The sequence below is a fragment of the Pseudomonas sp. St316 genome (genome assembly GCF_018325905.1).
In the GTDB taxonomy this organism is placed as follows: Bacteria; Pseudomonadota; Gammaproteobacteria; order Pseudomonadales; family Pseudomonadaceae; genus Aquipseudomonas.
The window spans coordinates 6,549,777-6,565,325 of record NZ_AP021901.1; the positions used below are offsets into that span (position 1 = coordinate 6,549,777).

General features: G+C 62.0%; 16 protein-coding genes and 2 pseudogenes. 10 read left to right on the forward strand and 8 right to left on the reverse strand.

The window, feature by feature from the left end; all coding sequences use genetic code 11:
* Window positions 1-9: 9 nt before the first annotated feature.
* The 4 genes and pseudogenes from KI237_RS30690 to KI237_RS31170 form a co-directional block, all read right to left on the reverse strand.
* A pseudogene (locus KI237_RS30690) lies at window positions 10-756 on the reverse strand (uroporphyrinogen-III synthase); the annotation flags it as partial.
* Window positions 753-1,694: a hydroxymethylbilane synthase gene (hemC, locus tag KI237_RS29290; RefSeq protein WP_212798118.1), complete on the reverse strand. Its 942-nt coding sequence runs from the start codon at window positions 1,692-1,694 to the stop codon at window positions 753-755. The gene hemC and the pseudogene KI237_RS30690, both read right to left, overlap by 4 nt.
* A 137-nt stretch (window positions 1,695-1,831) precedes the next feature.
* Entirely contained in the window at window positions 1,832-2,578 is a 747-nt protein-coding gene (locus KI237_RS29295) for a LytR/AlgR family response regulator transcription factor (RefSeq protein WP_060740100.1), read from the reverse strand.
* Window positions 2,575-2,724 (reverse strand): annotated as a pseudogene (locus KI237_RS31170) (sensor histidine kinase); the annotation flags it as partial. The pseudogene KI237_RS31170 and the gene KI237_RS29295, both read right to left, overlap by 4 nt.
* 315 nt (window positions 2,725-3,039) lie before the next feature.
* Here KI237_RS31170 and argH point away from each other — a divergent pair.
* Window positions 3,040-4,434 (forward strand): argininosuccinate lyase, encoded by a 1,395-nt coding sequence (gene argH, locus KI237_RS29300; RefSeq protein ID WP_053190070.1) that lies wholly within the window; start codon window positions 3,040-3,042, stop codon window positions 4,432-4,434.
* A 344-nt stretch (window positions 4,435-4,778) separates the two neighbouring features.
* Here the strand turns inward: argH and KI237_RS29305 are convergent, their stop codons facing one another.
* The gene (locus KI237_RS29305; protein WP_212798119.1) at window positions 4,779-5,438 is read right to left on the reverse strand and encodes a glutathione S-transferase family protein; all 660 of its coding nucleotides are present in this window, start codon (window positions 5,436-5,438) and stop codon (window positions 4,779-4,781) included.
* Window positions 5,439-5,563: 125 nt separating this feature from the next.
* On the opposite strand from KI237_RS29305, the gene KI237_RS29310 reads away from it, so the two are divergent.
* The 3 genes from KI237_RS29310 (at window position 5,564) to KI237_RS29320 (ending at window position 9,392) form a co-directional block, all read left to right on the forward strand.
* On the forward strand, window positions 5,564-5,848 hold the full coding sequence (locus tag KI237_RS29310) for a hypothetical protein (RefSeq protein ID WP_060740097.1): 285 nt from the start codon (window positions 5,564-5,566) through the stop codon (window positions 5,846-5,848).
* 286 nt (window positions 5,849-6,134) lie between these two features.
* A complete protein-coding gene (locus KI237_RS29315) occupies window positions 6,135-6,380 on the forward strand; it encodes a TIGR02647 family protein (RefSeq protein ID WP_003206789.1) in 246 nt (81 codons plus the stop codon).
* A 168-nt stretch (window positions 6,381-6,548) separates the two neighbouring features.
* A complete protein-coding gene (locus KI237_RS29320) occupies window positions 6,549-9,392 on the forward strand; it encodes a class I adenylate cyclase (protein ID WP_212798121.1) in 2,844 nt (947 codons plus the stop codon).
* 7 nt (window positions 9,393-9,399) lie between these two features.
* Here the strand turns inward: KI237_RS29320 and rnk are convergent, their stop codons facing one another.
* The 3 genes from rnk to cyaY all read right to left on the reverse strand — a co-directional run bounded on the left by rnk (window position 9,400) and on the right by cyaY (window position 10,574).
* The gene (gene rnk / locus KI237_RS29325; protein ID WP_212798122.1) at window positions 9,400-9,810 is read right to left on the reverse strand and encodes a nucleoside diphosphate kinase regulator; all 411 of its coding nucleotides are present in this window, start codon (window positions 9,808-9,810) and stop codon (window positions 9,400-9,402) included.
* Window positions 9,811-10,021: 211 nt separating this feature from the next.
* A complete protein-coding gene (locus KI237_RS29330; protein WP_212798124.1) occupies window positions 10,022-10,237 on the reverse strand; it encodes a DUF1289 domain-containing protein in 216 nt (71 codons plus the stop codon).
* A 4-nt stretch (window positions 10,238-10,241) separates the two neighbouring features.
* Window positions 10,242-10,574, reverse strand: a complete 333-nt coding sequence (gene cyaY, locus KI237_RS29335) for an iron donor protein CyaY (RefSeq protein WP_212798125.1) — start codon at window positions 10,572-10,574, stop codon at window positions 10,242-10,244.
* A 184-nt stretch (window positions 10,575-10,758) separates the two neighbouring features.
* Between cyaY and lptM the strand changes: the two genes are divergently transcribed.
* The 6 genes from lptM to KI237_RS29365 are packed head-to-tail and all read left to right on the forward strand — an operon-like array spanning window position 10,759 to window position 15,363.
* On the forward strand, window positions 10,759-10,932 hold the full coding sequence (gene lptM / locus KI237_RS29340) for an LPS translocon maturation chaperone LptM (protein WP_013694543.1): 174 nt from the start codon (window positions 10,759-10,761) through the stop codon (window positions 10,930-10,932).
* A 9-nt stretch (window positions 10,933-10,941) separates the two neighbouring features.
* The gene (gene lysA, locus KI237_RS29345; RefSeq protein ID WP_018605421.1) at window positions 10,942-12,189 is read left to right on the forward strand and encodes a diaminopimelate decarboxylase; all 1,248 of its coding nucleotides are present in this window, start codon (window positions 10,942-10,944) and stop codon (window positions 12,187-12,189) included.
* Between the two features lie 4 nt (window positions 12,190-12,193).
* Entirely contained in the window at window positions 12,194-13,024 is an 831-nt protein-coding gene (gene dapF / locus KI237_RS29350) for a diaminopimelate epimerase (RefSeq protein ID WP_212798127.1), read from the forward strand.
* A 13-nt stretch (window positions 13,025-13,037) separates the two neighbouring features.
* Window positions 13,038-13,760, forward strand: coding sequence for a DUF484 family protein (locus KI237_RS29355; protein WP_212798129.1), 723 nt, complete (start codon window positions 13,038-13,040; stop codon window positions 13,758-13,760).
* A 2-nt stretch (window positions 13,761-13,762) separates the two neighbouring features.
* Window positions 13,763-14,662: a tyrosine recombinase XerC gene (gene xerC / locus KI237_RS29360; RefSeq protein ID WP_212800714.1), complete on the forward strand. Its 900-nt coding sequence runs from the start codon at window positions 13,763-13,765 to the stop codon at window positions 14,660-14,662.
* Complete coding sequence (locus KI237_RS29365) at window positions 14,659-15,363, forward strand: HAD family hydrolase (RefSeq protein WP_212798130.1); 705 nt, start codon at window positions 14,659-14,661, stop codon at window positions 15,361-15,363. Before xerC ends, KI237_RS29365 begins: the two co-directional genes overlap by 4 nt.
* The last annotated feature ends 186 nt before the right edge of the window (window positions 15,364-15,549 follow it).

The following is a 15,549-nucleotide window of genomic DNA, read 5'->3' on the forward strand; positions in this document are numbered from 1 at the left end:
CACGGAGTGTTCCCGTAACGCCGCCAGCAAAGCCGCGGCATTGGCGCCACGACAATCCACAACTGTTCGGGCTCCGGCGGCACGCGCCATCTCGGCAACCCTTGGGCTTGGAACAAACAACGGTAACCGCGCCAGGGCCGGCCACGCATCGCCGGCCAGCCGCTGCAGATGCTCGAAGCCCTGCCCACTGCTGACCACCAGTGCGTTCAAGCGTTCCGCTTCGACTTTCGCCGGCAACGCCCCTTCGCCGTAATCGGGCAAGTGGCGGCGGTACAATTCCAGATAATCGACACTAGCACCTTGCTCGCGCAAACGCTCTGCCAGCAAGCCACGCCCGCCTTCACCCCGCACGATCAAAACCTTGGGGTCGGGCCGCGCAACAGCCTGGCGCAAGACCAAGTGGTCCAGCAAGGCTTCGCTGTCATCGCCGTTATCGGGATAAAACACCGTGAGGCCGGCATCGACGAGAATCTGTCCGGTGGCCGCGCCCACGCTGAACCATGGTTGGTCTGGAGGCTGGGGCCAGTATTGGCGCAGCAACTCGACGCACAGGCGTGCGGCCGGTTTGCTGACGACGATCACGGCAGAGTATTGGTCCAGCGCCTGGAGTATCGCCCGCCCGGCGTCGGACAGCGGGACCGGCTCGATATCCAGCAAGGGCAGGCTGCTGCTATAGACCCCCGCTTCGGCCAGCACAGCCTCCAGCGCCGACGACTCGTCCGCCGGCCGGGTGAGCAGCAGCCGCCAACCCGTCACGCGTGGCCGGCCTCGCCGTAGACCGCCTTGAGAATGTCGGCGGCACCCTGGCTCAGCAGGTCTTCGGCCACCCGCACGCCCAACGCCTCGGCATCGTGGCGCGGCGCCCGGGCTTCGGCACTGAGCAGCCGGCCACCATTGGGATCCCCCACCAGCCCGCGCAACCAGACCTGTTCGCCTTCCAGCACGGCGTAACAGGCAATCGGCACTTGGCAACCGCCATTGAGGTGTTTGTTGAGGGCGCGCTCGGCGAATACCCGCGTGGCGGTGTCTTCATGGTGCAGCGGTGCCAGCAGGGCGTGGATTTCGCTGTCGGCGCTGCGGCACTCGATGCCCACCGCCCCTTGCCCACCGGCCGGCAGGCTGTCGTCGACGCTGATGGCCGAGGTGATGCGCTCTTCAAAGCCCAATCGAATCAAGCCGGCGGCAGCGAGGATGATCGCGTCGTACTCACCGGCATCGAGCTTGGCCAGGCGCGTATTGACGTTACCGCGCAGGAAGCGGATTTGCAGATCCGGGCGGCGAGTCAGCAACTGTGCCTGGCGACGCAGGCTGGAAGTGCCGACCACGCTCCCGGCAGGCAGTGCTTCAAGACTGGAAAATGTGTTGGAGACGAACGCATCGCGCGGGTCTTCCCGCTCACAGATGCAAAACAGGCCCAGGCCTTCAGGGAAGTCCATGGGCACGTCTTTCATCGAATGCACGGCGATGTCGGCTTCGTTGTCCAGCAACGCGGTTTCCAGTTCCTTGACGAACAAGCCCTTGCCGCCGATCTTCGACAGCGGCGAATCCAGGAGCTTGTCACCACGACTGACCATCGGCACCAGGGTCACGAGCAGGCCGGGATGGGCCGCTTCCAGGCGGGCTTTGACGTATTCGGCCTGCCAGAGGGCCAAGGCACTTTTACGGGTGGCGATGCGGATCTCGCGAGGGGACATGGATCAATCCGTACTTAAAAGATACGGCAGATAATAACAGCTCAGCCAAAACCGCTTTGATTTGAATCACGACCCCAAGGCCTCCCTGGCCGCCAGATCCTCGAAATGAACCGCATCGAACGCTTTGGACCGCCGCGTCAAAGCTGCTGCATCATCTTGCGCACGCCGGCCACATGCCGTCGGCTGACAATCAGCGCATCGCCATTAAGGCCCTTGAGGAACAGTTGGAAATGCCCAAGGGGGGTGCGTTGCAAACGCTCGATACGCTCGCGGGCCACGAGGGCGTTGCGGTGGATGCGTACGAAACGCTCGCCGAACTCGTCCTCGAGGGCCTTGAGTGGCTCATCCAGCAACACCTCGCCACTCTCATGGCGCAAGGTCACGTATTTGTGGTCGGCAATGAAATAGACCACCTGATTCAACGGGATCAGCTCGATGCCCTTGCGGGTGCGCGCACTGATATGACTGCGCGGACCGCTGCCGCTTTCGGCGGCCGGACGGGTCAGCGCTGCCAGCTGCACGCGGTTGGGTCGCTCGGCCTTGCGCAAGGCTTCGAGCAACGCCTCGGACGCCACCGGCTTGACCAGGTACCCCACGGCACCGGCCTGCAGCACCTCGGGAGGGAAGTCGTCCCGGGTGGTACAGAACACCACGGCGGGCGGCGACTCTCGTTCGCACAACTTCGCCGCAACCTGCAGACCGTCCAGGCCAGGCATGCGAATGTCGAGCAGCACGATATCCGGCTTGTGGCTGTCAATAAGGGCCAATGCCTCGTCGCCATTGGTGGCGCTCGGCTCCAGGACACTGTAACCCTCGAGTTCGCCAACCATTCGGCTCAGGCGCTCGCGGGCCAGTGGTTCGTCATCAACGATCAGGACATTCATATTGCGCTGGATTCCTGCGTGAGTCTCGCACAAGGATAGCGTAGACAGGGGAAGTGACATCCGTCACCGCGATCCACGCTAAGACTCGTTCGAGGGCCAAAAAGTGCCGCGAGGCGGTTGCCTATCTTTACCAGCGCTTGCCGACCGATGCCCGAGGCCCGTTGTCGCACGGCGTCGCCGTAGGGATTATTAACTGTCGATCTGACCAATATGAGCACCCCCTTCTTATCTATATCCGCTGCGCCATGGGTGGAAAAGCAAAAGTCCTACAGTCCACTGTAGACGGTTGCCACGACGATATTGCTCAATCGAAAAATATCGTTGCGGGAAAACCCGGTTGGATCCCAGGCTTGTATCGAAAAAACCTGCCGACCAGTGCCAGCGCCAGTCCCGGCAACCCTGCTATCATCCGCCGCAGCCTTTAACCGCTACTTTTTCCACAGCCGATCACGAGCGAATTCATGAGCACTGACAAGACCAATCAGTCCTGGGGCGGCCGCTTCAGTGAACCCGTCGACGCCTTCGTCGCCCGCTTCACCGCCTCCGTCAACTTTGACCAGCGCCTGTATCGCCACGACATCATGGGCTCGATCGCCCACGCCACCATGCTGGCCAAGGTCGGCGTGCTGACCGATGCCGAGCGCGACAGCATCATCGACGGCCTGAAGACCATCGAGACTGAAATCGAGGCCGGCCAGTTCGACTGGCGCGTCGACCTTGAAGACGTGCACATGAACATCGAAGCGCGCCTGACCGACCGCATCGGTGTGACCGGCAAGAAACTGCACACCGGCCGCAGCCGCAACGACCAGGTCGCCACCGACATCCGCCTGTGGTTGCGCGATGAGATCGACCTGATCCTGGCCGAAATCACCCGCCTGCAAAAAGGCCTGCTGGAGCAAGCCGAGCGCGAGGCCGAGAGCATCATGCCGGGCTTCACGCACCTGCAAACCGCCCAACCTGTAACGTTTGGGCATCACATGCTGGCCTGGTTCGAAATGCTCAGTCGCGACTACGAGCGCCTGGTGGACTGCCGCAAGCGCACCAACCGCATGCCCCTGGGCAGCGCCGCGCTGGCTGGCACCACGTACCCTATCGACCGTGAATACACCGCGCAGTTGCTGGGCTTCGACGCCGTGGGCGGCAACTCGCTGGATAACGTCTCGGACCGCGATTTCGCTATCGAATTCTGCGCCGCCGCGAGCATCGCGATGATGCACCTGTCGCGCTTCTCCGAAGAGCTGGTGCTGTGGACCAGTGCGCAATTCCAGTTCATTGACCTGCCGGACCGTTTCTGCACCGGCAGCTCGATCATGCCGCAAAAGAAAAACCCCGACGTGCCGGAACTGGTGCGGGGCAAGAGTGGCCGAGTGTTTGGCGCATTGATGGGCCTGCTGACCCTGATGAAAGGCCAGCCGCTGGCCTACAACAAGGACAACCAGGAAGACAAGGAACCGCTGTTCGACGCCGCCGACACCTTGCGCGACTCGCTGCGGGCCTTCGCCGACATGATCCCGGCCATCAAGCCCAAGCACGCGGTGATGCGCGAAGCGGCCCTGCGCGGTTTCTCCACCGCCACGGACCTGGCCGATTACCTGGTGCGCCGTGGCCTGCCGTTCCGCGACTGCCATGAGATCGTCGGCCATGCCGTGAAGTACGGTGTGGACAGCGGCAAGGACCTGGCGGAAATGAGCCTGGACGAACTGCGCCAGTTCAGCGACCAGATCGAACAGGACGTGTTTGCCGTGCTGACCCTCGAAGGCTCGGTCAATGCCCGTGACCACATCGGCGGCACCGCGCCGGCGCAGGTCAAGGCAGCCGTAGTGCGTGGCCAGGCCCTGATCGCCAGCCGCTAAAAGCATCGCGAGCAAGCTCGCTCCCACAGGGGATCTTCAGTGGCACAGATTCTGTGAACATCTGGAGATCAGTTGACCTTCAATGAACACAAGCTCTGTGGCCATCTGGAGATCAGGGGATCTTCAGCGGTGGCACAGATTCTGTGAACGTCTGGAGATCAGTGGACCTTCAATGAACACAAGCCCTGTGGCCATCTGGAGATCAGTGGACCTTCAATGAACACAAGCCCTGTGGCCATCTGGAGATCAGGGGATCTTCAGTGGGCACAGATTCTGTGAACAGGTGGAGATCAACTGTGGGAGCGAGCTCGCTCGCGATGACTCACTTCAAAACAGCACAAACCTCACTTCTTGGCGGCTATCATCGCCAAAAACGCTGGCATCTCTGCCTCCCTGTCCGCCGCGATGCGCTGCACGTTCGGGTTTTGCGCCAAGCGTTCCATCAGCGCCTTGGCTGCGGACATGTCCGCCAGAAAATCGAGATCGAAGAGCTTCTTGCCCACTTGCAAGGCCAGCAAAAGACTGTAGTAGAAATACAGGTCGGCGATGCTCAGGCTTTCGCCCGCAACGTAGGGCGAGAATTTGCCGTGCCTTCCGAGCGAGGCAAACCCCAGCAGCAATTCAGCCTTGGACTTTTCCTTGATGGCATCGGCGACCGACATACCGAAAAACGCCTCGGCATAGCAGGCTCGTCCCGGCAGCTCGATGTAGAGCTCGATTTCCCGGCACAAGGCCAACACTTGGGCGCGCTCGAACGGGTCGGCCGGCAGCAGGGCCTTGCCCGGTTGGGTTTGCTCGATGTATTCGAGGATGACGCTGGTCTCGTTGACAAAACCCTGCTCGGTCTTCAGCACCGGTACTTTGCCGCGCGGGCTGATGGCCAGGGCTTGCGGAGTCTGGTTGCCGAAGAACGGCACTTCTTCGAAGGGCACACCCTTTTCCAGCAGCGCCAACTTGACCATGTTGTAATAATTACTGACAGAGAAACCATAAAGCTTGAGCATTACAAATGCCTCCAGGCCGTGCGGGGTTGGCAGCCTTGCGTTATAGACTGTCGAGACGTTTCTCGCCAGGCGCATCACAGCGCTGAATGCGGGTAAACTGGCGACCTTTCTCACAGGAGCCTGCCATGAGCGAGCCAACCGACATCGACAACGACGAAGAAGAATTCGTCGAGAACACGCTGATCCAGGCCATCGAAAACCAGATCGAAAGCGACAATCCGCCTGCGGCCAAGGCCACGTTCAACAAGTTGACCCTGGTCGGTTATGAGCGCGAAGAAATCCTCAACCTGATGGCCCATGTGCTGGCGGTGGAGATCGATGCGATCCTGGAAGAAGATCGCCCGTTCGATACCCAGTGGTACGAAGCCGCCTTGCGCGCCTTGCCTGAGTTGCCGCCGGAAAAGAACTGAACCGTTCTTGCCCCCGCTCGGCTGCGCCCTGCAGGCGCTGTGTAGGAGCTGCCGAAGGCTGCGATCTTTTGATCTTGCACTTCAAACTCAATTGTCAGGGGAAAGATCGCAGCCTCGTTGCACTCGACAGCTCCTACACAGCTTCTACACAGCGCCTACACAGCCCCTGCCGACCACAGAGAATCGCTTTAAACAAAAAAGCATGACACTGAGACTGGACAGCTCGGCCGAGTGCGCTCACCTTAGTGTCGCTGTCGACCAAATTCCTAGAAAGTCTGGAGTCCTTATGTCGCTTACCCCTGAGCTGGTTGCCGAACTGGAAATCCTTGCACTCTTCAACCTGGACAGTTCCCAGGAAGGCCTGAAAATTCATCAGACCGCTGCCCCTAAAGCGATTGCCGCTGCCCAACGCCTGTTCGAAAAAGAACTGATCACCCAGCCCGACGGTGGTTACCTGACAAGCCTGGGCCGAGATGCTGCCCAAAACGTACAAACCGTCCTGACGATACTCAGCGTGCAAGAAGCCGCCTGATCCCCCCTGTCGCCCACGGAAATCTCCTTTACGGGATTTCCGCAGGCGCGCGGGTGCCCTGCGTAAAAACTGGCATCCAAGTTCTGTTTTCAGCTTAAGAATTCCCAAGATCGGGCGCTAACCTGCCATCACCCCCACGTTCGACGCCGCGAGCCGGTTTGAGCTGACATGACCCGCAATCACGAAATACGCCCCGATCTGGACGAGGGAATCGACCGCAAGGTCTTGAGCCAGTTGCGCGCACGTTTTCTCAAGCTCAACACCGTGCGGATGGAGCGCGCCCTCGAAGGCCTGTCGCCGCGCCAGCAAGGCGTGCTGACGTTGCTGCCGCTGTTCTTCCACGTCAACCATCCGCTGCTGCCCGGCTACGTTTCCGGCAGCACGCCTGCCGGGTTGTCGAATTACGAGCCTGACGCCAATATCCTTGCCGAAGCCCAGCGGCTGACCCGTTCGTTTTCCTACAAGCCCCGGCACGGCAGCAACCCGCCGCGGCCAATCCTTGGCCTGTTCCTGATGGGCAGCCTCGGCACCCTGGCCCAGGCCGACCAGAGCGACATGGACTTTTGGGTGTGCCACGGGCCGGACCTGAGCGATGACGAACTGGCCGAGCTGCGCAAGAAATGCCAGTTGCTGGAGATCTGGGCCGCGACCCAGGGCGCCGAAGCGCACTTTTTCCTGATTGACCCGGCGCGTTTCGTAAGGGGTGACCGTGACAACCAGCTCAGTTCCGACGATTGCGGCACGACCCAGCATTACCTGCTGTTGGACGAGTTCTACCGGACCGCGATCTGGCTGGCCGGGCGCACGCCGATCTGGTGGCTGGTACCGGTCTATGAAGAAGAGAACTATGAGCAGTACACCCACACGCTGATGTCCAAGCGTTTCATCCGCGCCGATGAAACCCTGGACCTGGGGCACCTGGCCTACATTCCACCGGGCGAATTCGTCGGTGCCGGGCTCTGGCAGTTGTTCAAAGGTATCGAGTCGCCCTACAAGTCCGTGCTCAAGCTGCTGCTGACCGAGGTCTATGCCAGCGAGCACCCGAATGTCCGCTGCCTGAGCCTGCGCTTCAAACAGGCCGTGTTTGCCAATCGCCTGGACCTCGAAGAGCTGGACCCGTACATGCTGGTCTACCGCCGTATCGAGGAATACCTCAATGCCCGTGGCGAATCCGAACGCCTGGAGTTGATCCGCCGCGCGCTGTACTTGAAGGTCAATCGCAAACTCACCGGCCAGGCACGCAGTAGCGGCTGGCAACGGGTGCTGCTCGAGCGACTGGCTCGGGAATGGGGCTGGGACCAGCGTCAATTGGCGCTGCTGGACAGCCGCAGCCAATGGAAAGTCCGCCAGGTCAGCCACGAGCGACGGGCGCTGGTCAACGAACTCACCCACAGCTACCGCTTCCTGACCCAGTTCGCCCGCACCGAGAAAACCGTCAGCCTGATCAACAAGCGCGATCTCAACGTGCTTGGCCGGCGGTTGTACGCCGCCTTCGAGCGCAAGGCCGACAAGGTTGAGTTCATCAACCCTGGCATTGCGCCGGACCTGGCCGAAGACACCCTGACGCTGGTCCAGTCACCGAACAAGAAAGAACCGGGGCAGAACCAGTGGGGGCTGTACAACGGCAGCCTCAACGCCCTGGAGTGGGATAACTTCGCGCCGATCAAGCGCTGCCGCGAGCTGCTGGAACTGCTGACCTGGTGCCATCGCAACGGCGTGATCGACAGCAGCACGCGCCTGGCGCTGCACCCTGGCGACAGCGACCTGAGCGAGTTCGAACTGTTCAACCTGCTGGGCAGCCTGCAACAGTCCATCGCCCTGCCCTTGACCACGGTGGATGAAGCACAACTGCTGCGCGCCAGCGTGCCCAGCGAAGTGCTGATCCTGGTGAACGTCGGCGTCGACCCGCTCAAGCACCACCGCGACCTGAATATCCTGATGACCACCGAGCGCACCGACTCCCTGAGCTATGCCGGGGTCCGGGAAAACCTGGTGCTGACCCTCGACCAGGTCACGCTCAACAGTTGGAATGAAGTGCTGGTCAACCGTTTTGACGGCGAACACGCCCTCCTCGACTGCCTGCGCGATTACCTCAACGACCTGCCCATCACCCAGCACCAGCCACGCTTGCAGGTGCGCTGCTTCTGCCACAACCGCGCCCAATTCATTGCGCGGCGCGTCGAAGAAGTCATCGAGACGGCGCAGACCCTGCTGCTGAGCAGGCTCAATCACCGCTACCTGCTTCAGGTCCAGCAGCACTATCACGTATTGGAACTGGTGCCCGGCCAGGTCAATCACGTGGCGCTGGGCAGCCTGTCGGCACTGATGGATTACCTGGGCGAGGAACTGACGGCCTACAGCCCCCTGCACCTGGACCCGATGGCCCTGGAGGTCCACGACCTGGCGCTGATCCTGCCCATGGGCCAGCCCGAGTGCATCCAGGTGTTCTACCGCGTCGACGAAGACGAAGCCGATCTGTACGTGCTCGATGAATTCAACGCATTGTGGCAACAGCACGTGCCTTATCACGACGAACAAAGCCTGCTGGTGCCGCTGCAACGCTTTTTGCAATCGGTGCTGTACCGTCGCGACGCCCTGCTGCCGCTGGATGCTGCCCAGCCGCTGACCCTGGAAACCCTGTACTACCAGTTATTGCCCTCAGGCGGCAGCCGGGCACGACGGATCGAAGCGCGGCAAGCCCCGCAGACGCTGGTCAACAAGCCGTTCTACGACGTACAGGCGATCATCGGCAAAGCGGCGCACGGGCAGGTGCACGTCACTCTGTATTGCGATCAGCAGGAGTTTTCCGAACTGGAGCATGGCGACCAACTGTTCCGCGTGGTCGCCAGGGAGATCATCGAACAGCGCCGCGAAGCCCAGCGCTATCGCTGCTACATCACCGACCTGGACCTCTCGGGCCTGGTGGGCGACGGCGCCTGTTCAAGCAATTTTTACCTGCGCTACAAGGCCGACCTGGAACGTGCCCTGAACGAGGCACTGAACCAGGTCTGAGACGGGTTCAGAACGCGCAGTCGCCGCCATTGACCGGCTGCGACTCGACCTCCAGCAACGTCAGCTTCAGCGTCTTGCCACCCGGGGCCGGCCAGTCGATGTGCTGCCCGACCTTCAGGCCCAGCAACGCGCTGCCCACCGGCGCCAGGATCGAGATCCGGCCTTCGTCGGCGTTCGCGTCCTGTGGATAAACCAGTGTGAGGTGATAATCCTTGCCGCTGCTTTCTTCGCGGCAGTGCACGCGCGAGTTCATGGTCACGACATCGGCAGGCACGTCTTCGTGGCCCACCACGTTCTCGGCGCGATCCAGTTCGGTTTGCAGCGCAATCACGCCCGGCAGCGTTTCATCAAGGCTGTCGATCAGGCGCTCCAGACGCTGTACGTCCAGACGGGTAAGGGTGATGGAAGGTGCGGTCATGATCCTGGCAGACTCCTTTCTTCTGCACAAAAAAAGCAAAACCCCGCCACAAAAAGGCGGGGTTTTCACGGGCCTCGATGGATTGAGGCGTAACCGGACACTATCAGTAGGAGCTGACGAGTGCAACGAGGCTGCGATCTTGACCCGGGCAATTGAGCTTCAAGCGCAACCGCAAAGACCAAGATCAAAAGATCGCAGCCTTCGGCAGCGCCTACGAAGATCTGCGCTTGAGCGCCTCGGCACAGATAACCCGCCGGCGCTCGTCGTCGGCCGAGCGCCATTCGCGGATATCTTCCACGTGGCGCAAACAGCCGAGGCAGACCTTCTGTTCATCCAGCTTGCACACGCCGCTACACGGCGACGGCACGGCCGGGCTGACGTTGCTGTAGAGCGGCTTGGGTGGGCGCGCCGGGGCTGGCTGGCTCACGCCGTCACAGGCCTTCGAAATCGAGTTCCACGCCCGCCTGCTGCTTGACGATGCGCTCGAGCATTTCGCCCAACTGCTCTTCGCTCTTGTCGCACATCCAGCGTTCGCTTTCTTCGTCGTAGTCGAAGTGAAAGCCACCGGAGACCGCCGCCAGCCACAATTGCCGCAACGGCTCCTGGCGACTGAAAATCAACTGGCTGGCGTTTTCGAACTTGACGGTGAGTACACCGGCGGAGATTTCCAGGTCAAGGTCCAGGCCACTGTCATCGAACACATCCTCCAGCGTTTGCTGGGTCGCATCGACCAGATCGTGGAAACGGGCTTCAGTCAAACTCATTGCGGCAACCTCGAAAATGTCTGCTCATGCTCAAGCGCCGCAAGATACGGACGCCGCCCGGCGATTGCAAAGGATATACCGATCAGCGACCACAGTGCCGCCGGACGGGCGGTCCGTTGCATAGGCAAGCTGCCGGGTGGCCGGTATACTCCGGCGCAATTAAAGCATTTTCAAGGATTTCGCCATGAAGCGCCTGATCTCTTCCCTTGCTGCGCTCGTCGCGGTTGCCTGCCTCGTGACAGCCTGTGGTCAAAAAGGTCCGCTGTACCTGCCTGATGACAGCAAGTCCCCTGAAGAACAGGCCAAGTCGTCGCAAGCCAAATCCCACTCGCACGACACCCACACCACCACTTACTAAGGGAACGCCATGGACGCTTTTAACTACCGTGGCGGGGAGCTGTTCGCGGAAGGGGTTGCCCTGTCCGCGATCGCCGAACGTTTCGGCACGCCGACCTACGTCTATTCCCGTGCCCACATCGAAGCCCAGTACCGGACGTTCGCCGATGCCCTCGAGGGCATGCCGCACCTGGTATGTTTCGCTGTAAAAGCCAACTCCAACCTGGGTGTGCTCAATGTCCTGGCGCGCCTGGGCGCCGGTTTCGACATCGTCTCCGGCGGTGAGCTCGAGCGCGTGCTGGCCGCTGGCGGCAGCGCCGACAAGATCGTGTTCTCCGGCGTCGGCAAGACCCGTGAAGACATGCGCCGCGCCCTGGAAGTCGGCGTGCACTGCTTCAACATCGAATCCACCGATGAACTCGAGCGCCTGCAAATCGTCGCCGCCGAGCTGGGTGTCCGCGCGCCGGTCTCCCTGCGCGTGAACCCGGACGTCGACGCTGGCACCCACCCGTACATCTCCACCGGTCTCAAGGAAAACAAGTTCGGCATCGCCATTGCCGACGCCGAAGACGTGTACGTGCGCGCCGCCCAACTGCCGAACCTGGAAGTATTGGGTGTCGATTGCCACATCGGCTCGCAACTGACCACCCTGGAACCCTTCATCGATGCCCTCGACCGCCTGCTGGCGCTGGTCGACCGCCTCGGCGATTGCGGCATCTACCTGCGCCACATCGACCTCGGTGGCGGCGTCGGCGTGCGCTATCGCGATGAAGAGCCGCCGCTGGTGGCCGACTACATCAAGGCCGTGCGCGAGCGTCTCGACGGGCGTGACCTGGCGCTGATGTTCGAGCCGGGCCGCTACATCGTCGCAAATGCCGGCGTACTGCTGACCCAGGTCGAATACCTCAAGCACACCGAGCACAAGGATTTCGCCATCGTCGATGCAGCGATGAACGACTTGATCCGCCCGGCGCTGTACCAGGCCTGGATGGACGTCACCGCCGTGCGCCCTCGCGACACCGCGGCCCGCAGCTACGACATCGTCGGGCCGATCTGCGAAACCGGTGATTTCCTGGCCAAGGGTCGGGAGCTGGCGCTGGAAGAGGGCGATCTGCTGGCCGTGCATTCGGCCGGTGCCTACGGGTTTGTCATGAGTTCCAACTACAACACCCGCGGCCGTTGCGCCGAGGTGCTGGTGGACGGTGATCAGGCATTCGAAGTGCGTCGCCGCGAGACGGTAGCCGAGTTGTTTGCCGGCGAAAGCCTGCTGCCGGAGTAAAACCATGCTGCTGCGTTTTACCAAGATGCACGGCCTGGGCAATGACTTCATGGTCCTCGACCTGGTCAGCCAGCACGCGCACATCCTGCCCAAGCATGCCAAGCAATGGGGCGACCGGCACACCGGTATCGGTTTCGACCAGTTGCTGATCGTCGAGGCACCCAACAATCCGGACGTGGATTTCCGTTATCGGATCTTCAACGCCGACGGTTCGGAAGTGGAGCAATGCGGCAACGGCGCGCGCTGCTTCGCCCGCTTCGTGCTGGACAAGCGCCTGACCGCCAAACGGCAGATCCGTGTCGAGACCAAGAGCGGCATCATCGAACTGGATGTGCGCAGCGATGGCCAGATCGGCGTCAACATGGGCGCCCCGCGCCTGGTACCGGCGGACATTCCCTTCCAGGCACCGGCCCAGGCCTTGAGCTATCAGGTGGAGGTCGACGGCACCCCGGTGGAACTGGCGGCGATCTCCATGGGCAACCCCCACGCCGTGCTGCGAGTGGCCGATATCAACAGTGCCCCGGTGCATGAACTGGGGCCGAAAATCGAGCACCATCCGCGCTTCCCCGCGCGGGTGAACGTCGGTTTCCTGCAAGTCATCGACCGCCACCGCGCACAATTGCGCGTCTGGGAACGCGGCGCCGGGGAAACCCAGGCCTGCGGTACCGGCGCCTGTGCCGCCGCAGTCGCTGCGATCAGCCAGGGGTGGATGGATTCGCCATTGTTGATCGACCTGCCCGGCGGGCGCCTGTCCATCGAATGGGCAGGCCCTGGCCAACCGGTGATGATGACCGGCCCGGCAGTGCGCGTATACGAAGGACAAGTTCGTCTTTGAGTGAGCCAAACCCATGACCGACCAGCCACAGGTTCCAGCCCCACAGCCCGACGAATCTCCCAGCCTCCCGGAAGCCGCGGCCGTGGCGGCTTACCTGGAGACTCATCCGGACTTCTTCGTCGAGCATGAAGAACTGCTTGCGACGATGCGCATCCCCCACCGGCGCGGCGATACCGTGTCGCTGGTGGAGCACCAGATGAAAATCCTGCGTGAGCGCAACATCGAAATGCGCCATCGTCTTTCGCACCTGATGGACGTAGCCCGGGACAACGACCGACTTTTCGACAAGACCCGTCGGCTGATCCTGGCCCTGATGGACGCCAGCACCCTCGAAGACCTGGTGATGAGCGTCGAAGACAGCCTGCGCCAGGATTTCCAGGTGCCCTTTGTCAGCCTGATCCTGTTCGGCGACAACGCCATGCCGGTGGGCCGCTGGGTGACCCACGCCGAAGCGCAGACGGCCATCGGCGGCCTGCTCACGGAAAACAAAAGCGTCAGCGGCAGTCTGCGCGAACATGAGCTGGATTTCCTGTTCGGCGAAGAACAACGCAAACAGATCGGCTCCACCGCCGTCGTCGCCATCGCCCACCAGGGCGTGCACGGCGTGCTGGCCATCGCCAGTCGCGATCCGCAGCACTACAAGAGTTCGGTGGGCACGCTGTTTTTGAGCTACATCGCCGAAGTCACCGGCCGGGTGTTGCCAAGGGTCGCTGGCTCGCTGCGCTCGGTACGCTGATGATGGAACGGCAACTGGACGCCTACTGCGAACACCTGCGCAGCGAGCGCCAGGTGTCGCCCCACACCTTGTCGGCCTATCGCCGCGACCTGGAAAAAGTCCTGGGTTGGTGCCAGAAGCAGAACATCGACAGTTGGTCGGCCCTGGATATCCAGCGCTTGCGCAGCCTGATCGCCCGCCTGCATCAACAAGGGCAATCCTCCCGCAGCCTGGCGCGCCTGTTGTCGGCGGTGCGTGGCTTGTATCACTACCTCAACCGCGAAGGCTTGTGCGATCACGACCCGGCCACCGGCCTGGCGCCGCCCAAGGGCGAACGCCGGTTGCCCAAGACCCTCGACACCGACCGCGCCCTGCAATTGCTCGAAGGCGCCGTCGAGGATGACTTCCTGGCCCGGCGTGACCAGGCGATTCTCGAGCTGTTCTATTCTTCCGGCCTGCGGCTTTCCGAGCTGACGGGGCTTAACCTGGATCAACTGGACCTGGCCGACGGCATGGTCCAGGTGCTCGGCAAGGGCAGCAAGACACGCCTGCTGCCCGTCGGCCGCAAGGCCCGTGAAGCCCTGGAGCAGTGGCTGCCACTGCGGGCGTTGACCAACCCCGCCGACGATGCGGTCTTCGTCAGCCAACAAGGGCGGCGCCTCGGCCCACGGGCGATTCAGTTGCGGGTCAAGGCTGCCGGCGAGCGCGAGCTGGGACAGAACCTGCACCCGCACATGCTCCGGCACTCCTTCGCCAGCCATCTGCTGGAATCCTCCCAGGACCTGCGCGCCGTTCAAGAGCTGCTGGGGCACTCGGACATCAAGACCACCCAGATCTACACCCATCTGGATTTCCAGCACCTGGCGACGGTCTATGACAGTGCCCACCCCAGGGCCAAACGCATCAAGGGCGACGAATCATGACCATCGAGCTCATCACTTTCGACCTGGACGACACCCTGTGGGACACCGCCCCGGTGATCGCCAGCGCCGAAGCCACACTCCGCCAATGGCTGACCGACCACGCACCGAACCTGGGCAGCGTACCGGTGGAACATCTTTTTTCGATTCGCGAGCAAGTGTTGCGTGAAGAGCCCGGCCTGAAGCATCGCATCAGTGCGTTGCGTCGACGGGTACTGTTCCGTGCCTTGCAGGAAGCCGGCTACGACCAGTGGCAAGCCTGCGAACTGGCGGACCAGGCCTTCGAGACGTTCCTGCACGCCCGCCATCAACTGGAGATTTTTCCCGAGGTGCAGCCCACCCTGGAGATCCTGGCCAATCATTTCGCCCTCGGCGTAGTCACCAATGGCAACGCCGACGTGCGGCGCCTGGGGCTGGCGGACTATTTCAAATTCGCCTTGTGTGCCGAAGACATCGGCATCGCCAAGCCTGACGCCCGGCTGTTCCAGGAAGCCCTGCAACGCGGCGGCGCCACGGCACAGACTGCCGTGCACATTGGCGATCACCCGGGCGACGACATCGCCGGGGCCCAACAGGCCGGCCTGCGCGCCGTATGGTTCAACCCCACGGGCAAGGCCTGGGAGGCCGAGCATGCGCCGGATGCAGAAATCCGCAGCCTGACCGAACTGCCAGGGTTATTGGCAGGATGGCATCGCCAGCGTTGAACCCCGCCCTGTAGCCACTACAACCTCTGTGGGAGCAACTGTCTTGGATGGTTTATCTAGCCATCCTTTTCAGGGGGCAGCAAAACCCTCACAGCTCTGCGCCAGGCACAAAACCCTGTGGGAGCGAGCTTGCTCGCGAAGGCGGCGGCACATCCAGCATTGATGTGACAGATAGACCGCTATCGC

Coding starts and splice junctions, on each gene's coding strand:
- hemC (WP_212798118.1), bottom strand. CDS start 1,694: ATGTCCCCTCGCGAGATCCGCATCGCCACCCGTAAAAGTGCCTTGGCC.
- KI237_RS29295 (WP_060740100.1), bottom strand. CDS start 2,578: ATGAATGTCCTGATCGTTGATGACGAACCACTGGCCCGCGAGCGCCTG.
- argH (WP_053190070.1), top strand. CDS start 3,040: ATGAGCACTGACAAGACCAATCAGTCCTGGGGCGGCCGCTTCAGTGAA.
- KI237_RS29305 (WP_212798119.1), bottom strand. CDS start 5,438: ATGCTCAAGCTTTATGGTTTCTCTGTCAGTAATTATTACAACATGGTC.
- KI237_RS29310 (WP_060740097.1), top strand. CDS start 5,564: ATGAGCGAGCCAACCGACATCGACAACGACGAAGAAGAATTCGTCGAG.
- KI237_RS29315 (WP_003206789.1), top strand. CDS start 6,135: ATGTCGCTTACCCCTGAGCTGGTTGCCGAACTGGAAATCCTTGCACTC.
- KI237_RS29320 (WP_212798121.1), top strand. CDS start 6,549: ATGACCCGCAATCACGAAATACGCCCCGATCTGGACGAGGGAATCGAC.
- rnk (WP_212798122.1), bottom strand. CDS start 9,810: ATGACCGCACCTTCCATCACCCTTACCCGTCTGGACGTACAGCGTCTG.
- cyaY (WP_212798125.1), bottom strand. CDS start 10,574: ATGAGTTTGACTGAAGCCCGTTTCCACGATCTGGTCGATGCGACCCAG.
- lptM (WP_013694543.1), top strand. CDS start 10,759: ATGAAGCGCCTGATCTCTTCCCTTGCTGCGCTCGTCGCGGTTGCCTGC.
- lysA (WP_018605421.1), top strand. CDS start 10,942: ATGGACGCTTTTAACTACCGTGGCGGGGAGCTGTTCGCGGAAGGGGTT.
- dapF (WP_212798127.1), top strand. CDS start 12,194: ATGCTGCTGCGTTTTACCAAGATGCACGGCCTGGGCAATGACTTCATG.
- KI237_RS29355 (WP_212798129.1), top strand. CDS start 13,038: ATGACCGACCAGCCACAGGTTCCAGCCCCACAGCCCGACGAATCTCCC.
- xerC (WP_212800714.1), top strand. CDS start 13,763: ATGGAACGGCAACTGGACGCCTACTGCGAACACCTGCGCAGCGAGCGC.
- KI237_RS29365 (WP_212798130.1), top strand. CDS start 14,659: ATGACCATCGAGCTCATCACTTTCGACCTGGACGACACCCTGTGGGAC.